This window comes from Arthrobacter sp. P1_B9 (assembly GCF_056406495.1).
In genome coordinates, this window is sequence record NZ_JBFUAA010000009.1 from 118934 (window position 1) to 131077 (window position 12144).

The window sequence follows — 12144 nt, forward strand, 5'->3', positions numbered from 1 at the left end:
TACTTCTCTTGCCTCAGTCTGGTTACTAGACCTGCAGCGACCCCACTCAAGGCAATCAGTACTTAGAAGGAATTCAACGTGGAAACTCCCCTCTCCCATCTTGCCCACCTCGAGATCACCACTCCCGACGTCGAAGCCTCGGCACGGTTCTACGAGGAAAAGTTCGGCATGCGCATCGTCGACCGGGTGGACGGCAACGTCTACCTGCGCTGCTGGGGTGACTACTACCGCTACAGCCTGGTCCTCGCCGAAGGTCCGGAAGCTTCCCTGGGCCGGATGGCCTGGCGCGCCAACTCCCAGACCGCCCTGGCAGCCGCAGCCCAGCGCGTCGAAGCAACCGGTGTCCAGGGCAGCTGGACCGCCGGCGGCCACGGCTACGGCAAGGCCTACGAATTCACCGGCCCCTACGGCCACCCCATGCGCCTCTTCTTCGACGTCGAGAAGTTCGTGGCTGAGCCCGGCTTCGAGTCCACCTACCCGGACCGGCCGGAGCGCCGCAGCAGCCACGCCGCAGCGCCCCGCTTCCTGGACCACGTCACCGTGGCCTCCTCCGATGTCCGAGGCTTCGCCAAGTGGTACAACGAGGCCCTGGGCTTCCGCGTCATGGCCTTCGTGGACCTGGACGAGGCACCCATCACCGTCTTCTCCGTGCTCACGACCAACGAAAAGTCCCACGATCTGGGCGTGGTCCTGGACACCTCCAGCCGCGCGGGACGCGTCAACCACATCGCCTTCTGGGTGGACGCCACCGAAGACCTGCTCCGCACCGCGGATGTCATGATGGAAAACGGCACCGCCATGGAATACGGCCCCTCCATCCACGGCGTGGGCGAGCAAAACTTCCTCTACTTCCGCGACCCCTCTGGCCTGCGCGTCGAGCTCAACTCCGGCGGATACCGCAACTACGTCCCGGACTGGGAAGCCAACACCTGGAAGCCCTCCGAAGGCTCCAACAACTTCTACAAAAACGGCGCCATGCCGCACTCCATGACCGAGTCCTTCCCTCCCGCGGAAGGCTTTACCGCCACCGAAGAAGGCGCCTCCCCCGAAATGAAGGAAGCCCTCCTGAACCCCTACGCCAAGCAGGGACGGGGCTAGGACACCATGGCCGAAACACAATATGCACTCATCCGGTTCCAGGAGACCGGTGACAGCAAGGCCCGCGCGGGCCTGCTGGTCGGCGACCGCGTCGTGGCCCTGAATGAGGAGATCAATACACTGATCGAGCACTGGGACACCACCGAGAGCCAGCTGGACGCCATCGCCGCATCGGCCGGCGAGGACACCGGCCTGGCGATGGCCGACATCGAGGTCCTCGCCCCGGTAGAGCCTGTCCAGGTCCTTCAGACCGGCGCCAACTACCGCAAGCACGTCATCGACCTCGCCGCAGCCCACCGCGAACCCGGCCAGGACGAGGACGAAGTCCGGGACCGGACCGCCGCGATGATGGACAAGCGCGCGGGCCAGGGAACGCCGTACTTCTTCATCGGGCTGCCGACGGCGATCGCGTCCGCCACGGACGACCTCACTCTTCCTGCCTACTCCAAGTCCCACGACTGGGAACTTGAACTGGCCGCGGTGATCGGCAGGACGGCGTTCCGGGTCACCCCCGAGGAAGCCCTGGACTACGTCTTCGGCTACACCATGGTCAACGACATCACAACCCGTGAGTACGTGTTCCGCAAGGACATGCCGGCGATCGGCTCGGACTGGTACCGCGCCAAGAACGCCCCCGGCTTCCTGCCCACCGGACCGCTGCTGGTACCCGCCAAGTTCTTCGGCGACCCGCAGGACGTCCAGGTCACGCTGAAGCTCAACGGCAAGGCCATGCAGGACGAGTCCACCTCAGACATGATCTTCGGTGTCGCCAAGCTGATCAGCGAGGCCTCCCAGATCATGCCGCTGCGCCCGGGAGACCTGGTGCTCACCGGAAGCCCCGCCGGCAACGGCCAGCACTGGGGAAGGCTGCTCCAGGACGGCGACGTCATGGAGGGCACCATTACGGGCCTGGGCACCCAGCTCATCCATTGCAAGGACGAAGTTGTCACTGAAGGCAGCCAGCAGTGACCAGCCAGGACACAGCACCAACCACCACCGGCACCGGGGAATCAGCCACCGATTCCCCGGTCATCCGGCGTGACGATCCGCTCGGCAGCATCCGCGCCATGGCCGAATCCCACAACAACTGGGGCCGCTGGGGCCAGGACGACGTCCTTGGGACCCTGAACTTCATCGACGCGGACAAGCGCATTGAAGCAGCAGCCCTGGTAAAGACGGGCGAGGCCTTCTCGCTGTCCCAGCCGTTCGACACCAACGGCCCGCAGAAGGGCTGGCGGCGACGCACCAACCCTGTCCACACCATGACCGACACCGGGGTGGACGCCGAACGCGGCAACCAGGGCTTCCCGCACGGCTTCGGCGGCGCGGACGACGTCATTGCCATGCCGCTGCAGTGCTCCACCCAGTGGGACGGCCTCGGCCACATCTTCGACCAGGGCAAGGCCTGGAACGGCCGCGCCGCAGGGGACGTGGTCACCTCCGAAGGCGACCTGGTCACCGGCATCGAAACCGCCGCGGCCAAGATCGTCACCCGCGGCGTCCTGCTGGACGTCGGCCGCGCGCTCGGACCCGAACTGGGAAGGAACGACGGCGAGCTGCCGGACGGTTTCGCCATCACCCCCGAACACCTCCAGCGGACCATCGACCTGCAGGGCCCCAGCTCAAAGGTTGGCCGGGGCGACATCCTGGTGATCCGCACCGGACAGCACACCCGGGTGCGCCGCGACGGCTGGGGCGACTACGCCGGCGGCTCAGCCCCGGGGCTGTCCTTCAGCACCGCACCCTGGCTTCACCGCAGTGAAATCGCGGGGATCGCCACGGACACATGGGGTTTCGAGGTCCGGCCCAACGAGTTCGACGGCGCCTTCCAGCCCCTCCACCAGATCGCCATCCCCAACCTTGGGCTGTTCCTCGGCGAAATGTGGGACCCGGACGGCCTCGCGGAGGCTTGCGCGGCAGACGGCAGGTACGACTTCCTGCTCACCGCGGCGCCCCTGCCCATTACCGGCGCTGTCGGATCGCCCGTCAACCCGATCGCCCTCCGGTAGCTTTCAGTACAACAGCACCACAACCATCATCAGTCAGGCCGTCAATACAAAGGAGTCAGCGATGGCAGCAGTACAGAACGTCGGAATCGTCGGGGCGGGAGCCGCGGGGCTGACCGCCGCCATCCTGCTGGCCGACGCGGGAATCCAGGTTGAAATCCTGGAGAAGGCCGATGCCCCGCAAACCCTTGGCTCTGGAATCACATTGCAGGGGAACGCCCTGCGGGTCCTCCGCCAGCTGGGCGTCTGGGAGCAAATCGAGGCGAAGGGCTACGCGTTCAGCACCCTCGGCCTGCGCGCCCCGGACCCCGCCGGCACCGTCATCGCCGTATTGGATGACATGCGGACCGGCGGCGACGACCTCCCAGCCACCCTGGGCATGTACCGCCCCGACCTCACCGCCATCCTCCGCGAGCGTGCCGGGCAGGCAGGCGCACGGATCAGCTACGGCAAGACGGTCGCCGAAATAACGGACGACGGCGGTTCCGTCACCGTGAGCACCTCCGACGGCGGCACCGACCGCTACGACCTCCTGATCGGCGCCGACGGCCTGCACTCAGCTGTCCGCAAGGCCATCGGCATCGATGTTGAACCCCGGTCCACGGGCATGGGCATCTGGCGCGCGTTCGTGGAACGGCCGCAGGACGTGGTCCGCACCGACCTGACGTACGGCGGCCCTTGCTTTATTGCCGGCTACTGCCCCACCGGCCCTGACACCATCTATGCCTACCTCGTGGAAAGGGCCCAGGAGCGCAAACACGAGGACGGCCCGCGCATTATGGCCGAACTCGCCGCAGCCTACGGCGGCCCATGGAACGAGATCCGCGCCAACCTGGACCAGAGCGCCCGTATCAACTACACGTGGTTCACTACCCACCTGGTGGACGGGCCGTGGAACCGCGGCCGCACCGTCATCATCGGCGACGCCGCCCACAGCTGCCCGCCAACCATCGCGCAAGGTGCTGCCATGGCAATGGAAGACGCAGCCGTGCTGGCCGAGCTCCTGATCGGCGCCGACGAGATCACCGAGACACTCTGGAAAGAGTTCGCCGACCGCCGACTGGACCGGGCAAAAGCAGTGGTCGACGCCTCCGTCCAGCTGGGCCAGTGGATGCTCGACGGCGTCCGGGACGCCAATGTGCCGGGCCTGATGCATTCAGTCTCCAGCTTGGTTAGGGAGCCCGCATGAGCACCGGCCCTGCTGAAAGACCCACAGTGGACGTCCACGCCCACATCCTGCTTCCGGCCCTGCAGCAATTGGTGGCCGAAGCTGATCCCGAGGGCTTCGGCGCTCAACAGGCTCTGGAAGGCCGGCGCAACGGACCAGAGTCGATGGCCGCTTCGGGAAAGATGATCAAGGAGCGCTGGCCGCAGCTGACGGACCTGGACCGCCGTCTTGCGGACATGGATGCCCAAGGCGTGGACGTGCAGCTCGTCTCGCCGTCGCCGTCGCACTTCTACTATTTCGCCGCGGAAGAGCTGGCCCTGCAGGTTGCCAGGGCCGCCAACCAGGCGGTGCGGGAGTTCGTGGACCGCGCCCCGGAACGGCTGAACGGCCTGGGCCTGGTCCCGCTGCAGCATCCTTCCTTGATGGTCGAAGCCCTGGAACACGCCATGCTGGAGTGCGGGTTGCTAGGCGTGGAAATCGGCTCGTTCGCCGCCACCCCCGCCGACCCGGAGCGCAGCACCGTTGAGCTGTCCGACCCCAGGCTGGAACCGTTCTGGAGCCGGGCCGAGGAGCTTGGTGCCCTGGTCTTCCTGCACCCGTTCGGCTGCTCGCTGGACGAGCGGCTGGACCGCTTCTACCTCGCCAACACCGTCTCCCAGCCCGCGGAAAACGCGGTGGCCCTGTCCCACCTGATCTTCAGCGGTGTCCTGGACCGGCACCCGAGCCTGTTGGTTCTGGCCGCGCACGGCGGCGGCTACCTTCCCACCAGCCTTGGCCGCTCCGACCATGCCTGGAGGGTCCGGCCGGAGGCACGCGGCTGTGCTGAGCCACCGTCGTCGTATGTGAAGAAGCTGTTCTTCGACTCCCTGGTCCACAGCCCGGCTGAACTGCGGGCGCTCGTGGCCGCCGCTGGCCCGGGGCAGGTGCTGCTCGGCTCGGACTACCCGTTCGACATGGGCTCCGACCGCCCCGCGGCCGAGGTCATCGAGGCGCGGCTTTCCGCCGAGGACGAGGCCAGGGTGCTGTCCGGCAACGCCGCTGCCCTGGGCATCACGCCCGCTTCCCTCCTCGCCGCCCGCCGCACAGCCTAAGGACGTTGTTATGGTCAAGATTGCTCGCTGGAACCACGACGGCGGGACGCAGTCCGGCTTCGTTGACGGCGGTACCTGCTACGCCCTGCCCGCAGGCCACACGGTCCAGACACTCCTGGAAGCAGGGCTCGAGGAGACCCTGGGTTTGGCCCGGCGGATCATCGGGTCTGGCCCGGCCGTTCCGCTGGCGGACGTGCGGCTGCTCGCCCCACTGGCGCCCGCCACCATCCGGGATTTTGTCGCGTTCGAGGAACACGTCGAAGGCGTGCGGAAAAGCATCGACGGCGTGGCCGGCGTGGTGCCCGAATGGTACGAGGCGCCCACCTTTTACTTCACCAACCCGCATACGGTGACCGGCACCGGCGAGGTGATTGGTATTCCGGCGGGCTGCGAGGACCTGGACTTCGAGACCGAGGTAGCCGCCGTCGTCGGGCGCGTCCCCGGAAGCGACGGCCGGAACCTGACTGCAGCGGAGGCGCACCGGCACATTTTCGGCTACACCGTCCTCAACGACTGGTCGGCGCGGGACCTGCAGCGCCGGGAGATGAGAGTCAGCCTGGGGCCGTGCAAGGGCAAAGACTTCGCCAATACGCTGGGGCCTTGGATTGTCACCGCGGATGAGTTCGAGGACCTGCACGACGCCGAGGGGTTCCTGCCGATCTCCATGGCCGTGGAAGTCAACGGGAAAGCCATCGGCCAGGACCTGCTGTCCAATATGGGTTGGCCGTTCGCCGAGCTAGTGGCCTACGCCTCGCAGGACTCCGTGGTCCGGCCCGGCGATGTGCTGGGCTCCGGCACCTGCGGCAGCGGTTGCCTCGCGGAGCTCTGGGGACGGAACGGCGCGAAGACTCCCCCGCCGCTGAAGACGGGAGACATGGTCCGCATGACGGTGGAAGGCATCGGGACCATAGAGAACACGGTAGGTGAACGCCGTAACGCCGGGACTCTGGTGCGTGCCCGGCAGCGTCCGCGCAACCGGGTTGCCGCTGCGGTTACGTCCGGTATCTAGGGTGCTCTCCCTTCAGCTCGATGGCCGGACCGTGGTGGTCACCGGCGCTGGCCAGGGCCAGGGCGCTGCCGAGGCGCGCATGCTGGTGGAGGCCGGGGCCCGCGTCATTGCCACAGACCTCGCAGCGGACATACCGGCCGAGCTGGCCGCCGTGTCATCGTCTTCGGCCGGTGCGCTGGTGTACCGGCAGCTGGACGTCAGCGATGCCTCCGGCTGGTCCGATCTCGCTTCCTGGATCGAGTCCCAGGGGTGGCAGGTGGACGGGCTGGTCAACAATGCGGGCATCACCCAGCGGAGCCGGTTGCTGGATGCCTCTGTGGCTGACCTGCAGCGCGTCTATGAAGTCAATGTCGCCGGAAGCTTGCTGGGGATCCAGGCGCTCGCACCGCTGATGGGCAGTGCCGCATCCATCGTCAATGTCGGTTCCGTCGCAGGCCTGACCGCGCACTATCCGGTGGCCTATACCGCCAGCAAGTGGGCGTTGCGGGGCCTCTCGCAGGTGGCGGCCATGGAACTCGGCCCGCGGGGGATCCGCGTTAATACTGTCCATCCGGGCTTCATCGAAACGCCCATGACGGCGAGCGCTAAGCCGGAATTCAGGCAGGCCACCCTGGCCGAGACCCCGCTGGGCCGCACTGGAAGCGTGGAGGAAGTGGCCGGCGTCGTGCTGTTCCTCCTCAGCCCGCTCTCGTCCTTCGTGACCGGCGCCGAGATCCCGGTGGACGGCGGCCAGTCGGGCCACGGCGGAGCAAAGTCTGTCTCCGACGCCATGCGCTGACGCGGTGCACGATTCCAACTAGCCCGGCAGCACGGCCGACCAGCCGCCGTCGACCATCAGGTTGGCGCCCGTCACGTATGACGCTTCGTCGGAGGCCAGGAACAGCGCGCATTTGGCCACTTCTTCCGGCGTGCCGATCCGGCCCAACGGGATGCTGCCGGCGATGGACCGCATGGGGTGGTCGGCGGCCAGGAGGTTGCCCTCGGTCGCTGCGGTGCGGATCATTCCGGGGCTGACAGTATTGACGCGGAGTCCATGCGGAGCCCCTTCGGCCGCGAGCTGCCTGGTCATGGCCACCACGGCCCCCTTCGTGGCGGTGTGGGCCAGCCGGCCGTTGGTCATGGAACCGGTAACTCCTGCCGTGGATCCCACCAGCACGATGGCGGCGTCCCGCACCCGGATCAGTTGTGGCCAGAAGTATTTGACCGGCAGGAACACCACATCCATCTCGTGTTCGACATTCCACTTCCAGTCGGCAAACGTGAGCTGCTCCACCGGGGCGAAGCGGGTGACCGCCGCGTTGGCATACAGGATGTGCACCTGGCCGTGGTTTGCGGCTACGTCCTGCGCCCATGCCGCCACAGCGGCCTCGTCTGTGAGGTCAACCCGGCTGCTGCTCATCCGGCCCCCGGCGGCGGTGACCTGGCGGACGGTGGCCGCGGCGCCGTCGTCGTCCATGTCACAGCCCACCACCACGGCGCCCGCCTCGGCGAAGGCGAGCGCCGCCGCCCTGCCTTGGCCGCTGGCCGTTCCGGTGATGACGGCGGTCTTGCCGTCGAGGCGCTGGCTGGAGACAGGCATGGGGGATCCCTTTCGAAAGTACGTTTCTTCGACTTTCGCAGGGATGGTCCGGATGGGGAACGGCGCTTTGGTTCTAGGTGGTATCCGCCGCGTGGATAGTTACCGGGTGCGCGGTGATGGGGAAGAGTTCGTGCAGCCGCGAACAGGCCCGCTGGACCACGGAACGCAGCCAGACGCTGGCAGGGTCCTCCGCCTGGGACGGGTGCCAGTACATCGCTTCCACGAGGGACGCTTCAGCGCCTTCGGAGAACCCCAGCACAACGATATCCGCGCCGCGCTGGGCCCGTGCTGCCAGCATCCCGGGGACGAGCGCCACGAGGTCTGTCCCTTCCACCAGGAGTGGCAGGGGCAGGAACCCGGCCACCACAGCCGCCACGCGGCGCTGAATACCTCGCGATTCGAACAGCTTGTCCGCCGGGGTGCTGATTCCCTCACCGAAATAGCCGACGGCGTGGGGAACGGTGGCCAGGTCCTCCACGGTGAGCCGGGGCCGCTGGAGCAGGGGATTTCCGGTGTCAGCCACAGCAACAAAGCTGTCCCGGAACAGCTGCTTGCTGGCTCCCTGCATCTGGTATCCCGTGGGCCCGACGAGCAGGTCGATTTTTGAGTAGTCGGCCATCTGGCCCTGGATCCCGGACTTGGCTGTGGGAACGAAATCCACCGACACTCCGGGGGCCTCCTCGCGCAGTATCCCCCGCAGCGGCCCCACGATCAGGGCCGCCGCGTAATCCGAGGCGGCGATAATGAACTCCCGCTCGCTCGTGCCGGCGTCGAAGCCGGACCGCACCCGCGTGGCCCGCTGGATGTGAAGCATGGCTTCATCAACCAGCGGGACCAGGGACTGTGCGAAGGGCGTGAGGTCATAGGCGCGGCCGTTCCGCACCAGGAGTTCGTCGTCGAAATGGCGCCGGAGCCTGGCCATTGCGGCGCTGGTGGCCGGCTGGCTGAGCTGGAGCCTCTCGGCTGCCCGGGAGATATTCCGCAGTTCCAGCAGGACCTGCAGCTGGGGCAGCAGGTTGAGGTCCAGGTTCTTCATACCCACAGGTTATCCGTGCCTCGACGTCAGCCCGGCCACAGCTGGCGGGCGTCTGAGCCCCAACGAGCAGCTGACCTAGGCACTCTGCGAACCAAGCTCCTCAGCAACCTTCCGGGCACCGCGGACGGCGATGGCCACGCTCATCAGCGTGGGATTCATGGCCGTGGCCGTCGGAATGAGCGCATTTCCGCCCACCACCAGGTTGTTGTAGCCCCACACGCGTGACCAGGGATCCGCCACCGAGGTGCCATCGTCGGTTTCACCCATGCGCATGGTGCCCTGGTAGTGCAGGCTCGAGCCGTTCGGCATTAGCCTGGGCTCGGCCACGAAGGCGCCCAGGGCCTTGCCGGCACGCCGCAGCCGCTCGGTTGCCTCGGCGATTTCCGCGTTTTCCCGTTCTGTGAGCGCATACTCGATTCTCATGTTGGGGAATCCCCGGTAGTCCGGCTCATTGTCGTCGAACGTGACGGCATCCTCGTAGCGCGGGTGCTTGCGCATGCCGTAGCCCATGTTGACGTAGCCCCAGCGGTTCTCGGAGTACGGGGTTCCCGGCTCCATTGGGAACGGCGTGGTCTCTGTGTACATGACCTGGACGGAGAAGGGGTGTTCCGGCTCTGAGAACGGGATGCGGTTGACCGCCGCGACGGGGTCTGCCGGGTTCAGTGCGCGCCGGGCCAGCTCGGCCTTAAGGTCTTCTTCGGTGGCGTACCGCCCCATCCTTTCGGCGTCCAGCGCCACCGTGGAGATGACCACGGGATGCTCGGTCAGGTAGTGGCCGAGGGCCTGCGGCCGCACACCGGATGCCCAGAGGAGCTGCGGGGAGCGGAAGGCATCGGCGGCCACCACCACGATGTCTGCTGCCACGAATGACTTCTCCCCGGTGCGGAGGTCCTCGACGGTGACACCGGTGACCCGGTGTCCGTCCAGTTCCACGCGGCGGACCAGGGTGAGGTCACGGAGTTCGAACTGCTTCGAGAGCGGGCTGTCCTTGTCGATCAGCGGGCCGAGGACGACGTCGGCCCCCGCCCAGCGCACCGAGCCGTCGGGCTGCGGGTCCCCGGCAACCGGAAGGGTGCCCACGCCGTACCCTTCCGGCAGCTCCGCGCCGAACTCTTCATCGAGGAGGGTCCGAATGGCCTCACCAACGGCGGAGTCGGCAAACGCTGCGCTGTGGACGTGCAGCAGCTGCTTCGCGTCCTCAATCAGACCGTCCCATTCCTCGTCAGCTATGAAGGGGACTTTTTCACTGAAGGCGGGCGACGGCGTCGCGCAGGTCCAGTGCGCACCTTGGCCACCCACGTTGGTGGCCGCAGCCGCCGCGGGAAAACTCGAGGCGTGGGCGGAGCCCGCGCCGCCGAAGTCCAGAAGGTGGGTTCCCTGGCGGGCGGTGAACATGCCCTCGGTGACTGTGGCTGCCGGGATGCCGAGCGACTCCCGGTAGGCGCCGGCCTGCGGCCCCTGCGACATTTCGCGCGCACGAGCCTTTTCGCCAGGGTCGGCAATGTTGCGGACGCTTTCGCCGGGAACCTCCGTCACCTGCGGTCCGGCTTCGAACATCACCACCCGCGCGTTCGGGACCTGCTCGAGGAGCACCCGCGCATAGGTGGAGCCGATGGGCCCGCTGCCGACGATGGCGATGGTTGGGTTGGACATGATGTCTCCTTTGAAATCAGGCCGAAAGGGATTCGGAAGTTGTTTGGGGGGCGGGAACGGGTTCGTCGGAGAGGCGCCCGTGCGGAAGCAGGACCGCCGCGACTATTCCCACGGCGTACGTGGCCGCCAAGGCAATAAAGATGGGGGCGAAGACTGAGCCGTAGATCTGAGCCACGCTGGCCTGCACTGCCGGAGCGGCCCCTTTGACCAGTTGCGGGGTCAGGGTGGAAGCGTCCAGGCCCGCCGGCAAGAGGGCCGCCACGCCGAAGCCGATCACCCCGCCGATAATCGCCGTCGCCACTGTTGAGCCCACCTGCCGCACCAGGTTGATGGTCGCGGTGATGGTGCCGGTCTGGCTGGCAGGAACAGCTCCCTGGACCACAGTGACGATCAGGCTCATGAACGCGCCGGTGCCCATCCCAACAACGGCCATGACGATCATGGGAACCCACAGCGGAAGCCCGGCGGGCAGCACCGCCATCACAAAGAGTCCGGCGGCCCCCAACGATGTTCCCAGGATGGGGAAGATCCGGTACCGCCCCGTCCTGCTGGCCAGCCATCCGGTGAGCAGGTTGCTGGTCAGCATGCCGAACACGGTTGCGATCGGCACGAGCCCGGACACGGTGGCGGTTGTCTGGTACGCCATTTGGACGTATGTGGGCAAATAGGCGGTGATGGAGAAGAGGCCGACGCCGATAATCGCCGAGAGTGCGGTGCCTGCCGCGATGGTCCGGTTGGCGAAGAAATGCAGGGGGACGATGGGTTCGGGTGCGCGGCGCTCAACAAAGTAGAAGGCAACAAAGCCCAGCATGCTGACCGCGAGCGCGGCAGCGGTGGCGGGGCCCGCGCTGCGTTCTGCGGCCCAGGTGGCGGCGAGGACAAGGGCCACCAGTGCGGCGGTAAATACAGCCGCCCCGGCAACATCGAAGTGGCGGGGCATGGGGCCAGGCTCCAGGTGGGGAACGGCAACCAGGGCAAGGGCCAGGGCTGCAGCGCCCACCGGGATGTTGATCCAGAAAACCCACTGCCATCCCCAGTAATCGGTGATGGCGCCGCCGAGAACGGGTCCAACCAGGACCGCGATGGGGAAAGCTGCGCCAATGATGGCCATGTAGCGCGGACGTTCCCGCTGCGAGGTGACCCTGGCGATGATGGTCTGCGACATCAGCTGCAGGCCCGCGGAGCTCATCCCCTGCAGGACGCGCGCGGCGATAAGCCAGGCCATGTCCTGCGAGAAGCCGCAGGCCAGGGAGGCCGCCAGGAACATCACCAGCGAACCGAGGAAGATCCGGCGGGCTCCCAGGACATCACCTAGTTTGCCGAGCACCGGCAGCAGCACTGTGCTCGCGAGGGTGTATCCCACAACAACCCAGCTCATGAGCTTCAGCGCGCCCAGCTCACCCGCAACCGTAGCCAGGGATGTGGACACCACGGTGTGGTCCAGGGCCCCGAGGAACGAAACCGTGAGCAGGGAGATAACAAGGAGACGGAGTCTCAAAGGTGA

General features: G+C 66.9%; 11 protein-coding genes. 7 read left to right on the forward strand and 4 right to left on the reverse strand.

The features are described 5' to 3' along the window. Positions 1 to 78 precede the first annotated feature (78 nt). The 7 genes from AC1D1A_RS13970 to AC1D1A_RS14000 all read left to right on the forward strand — a co-directional run bounded on the left by AC1D1A_RS13970 (position 79) and on the right by AC1D1A_RS14000 (position 7150). Positions 79 to 1098, forward strand: coding sequence for a VOC family protein (locus AC1D1A_RS13970; protein WP_476947963.1), 1020 nt, complete (start codon positions 79 to 81; stop codon positions 1096 to 1098). A gap of 6 nt (positions 1099 to 1104) precedes the next feature. Beyond that, positions 1105 to 2067, forward strand: a complete 963-nt coding sequence (locus tag AC1D1A_RS13975) for a fumarylacetoacetate hydrolase family protein (RefSeq protein ID WP_476871427.1) — start codon at positions 1105 to 1107, stop codon at positions 2065 to 2067. Continuing rightward, the gene (locus AC1D1A_RS13980; protein WP_028275798.1) at positions 2064 to 3107 is read left to right on the forward strand and encodes a cyclase family protein; all 1044 of its coding nucleotides are present in this window, start codon (positions 2064 to 2066) and stop codon (positions 3105 to 3107) included. The genes AC1D1A_RS13975 and AC1D1A_RS13980 overlap by 4 nt, the downstream gene beginning before the upstream one ends. Before the next feature lie 61 nt (positions 3108 to 3168). Continuing rightward, positions 3169 to 4293 (forward strand): FAD-dependent monooxygenase, encoded by a 1125-nt coding sequence (locus AC1D1A_RS13985; RefSeq protein WP_476849705.1) that lies wholly within the window; start codon positions 3169 to 3171, stop codon positions 4291 to 4293. Beyond that, positions 4290 to 5363 (forward strand): amidohydrolase family protein, encoded by a 1074-nt coding sequence (locus AC1D1A_RS13990; RefSeq protein ID WP_476849706.1) that lies wholly within the window; start codon positions 4290 to 4292, stop codon positions 5361 to 5363. The genes AC1D1A_RS13985 and AC1D1A_RS13990 overlap by 4 nt, the downstream gene beginning before the upstream one ends. 10 nt (positions 5364 to 5373) lie before the next feature. After that, positions 5374 to 6372: a fumarylacetoacetate hydrolase family protein gene (locus AC1D1A_RS13995; protein ID WP_476947964.1), complete on the forward strand. Its 999-nt coding sequence runs from the start codon at positions 5374 to 5376 to the stop codon at positions 6370 to 6372. A 1-nt stretch (position 6373) separates the two neighbouring features. Further along, positions 6374 to 7150 (forward strand): SDR family oxidoreductase, encoded by a 777-nt coding sequence (locus tag AC1D1A_RS14000; protein WP_230008665.1) that lies wholly within the window; start codon positions 6374 to 6376, stop codon positions 7148 to 7150. A gap of 18 nt (positions 7151 to 7168) precedes the next feature. Here the strand turns inward: AC1D1A_RS14000 and AC1D1A_RS14005 are convergent, their stop codons facing one another. From AC1D1A_RS14005 to AC1D1A_RS14020, 4 genes are all read right to left on the reverse strand, one after another. Beyond that, on the reverse strand, positions 7169 to 7951 hold the full coding sequence (locus AC1D1A_RS14005; protein WP_476857615.1) for an SDR family NAD(P)-dependent oxidoreductase: 783 nt from the start codon (positions 7949 to 7951) through the stop codon (positions 7169 to 7171). Between the two features lie 73 nt (positions 7952 to 8024). Continuing rightward, positions 8025 to 8987, reverse strand: a complete 963-nt coding sequence (locus tag AC1D1A_RS14010; protein ID WP_476947965.1) for a LysR family transcriptional regulator — start codon at positions 8985 to 8987, stop codon at positions 8025 to 8027. A 75-nt stretch (positions 8988 to 9062) separates the two neighbouring features. Continuing rightward, the gene (locus AC1D1A_RS14015) at positions 9063 to 10640 is read right to left on the reverse strand and encodes a GMC oxidoreductase (protein ID WP_476857616.1); all 1578 of its coding nucleotides are present in this window, start codon (positions 10638 to 10640) and stop codon (positions 9063 to 9065) included. 16 nt (positions 10641 to 10656) lie between these two features. Continuing rightward, positions 10657 to 12138 carry an MFS transporter gene (locus tag AC1D1A_RS14020; RefSeq protein ID WP_476857617.1) on the reverse strand — a complete coding sequence of 494 codons (1482 nt, stop codon included), beginning with the start codon at positions 12136 to 12138 and terminating at the stop codon, positions 10657 to 10659. Between the last annotated feature and the right edge of the window lie 6 nt (positions 12139 to 12144).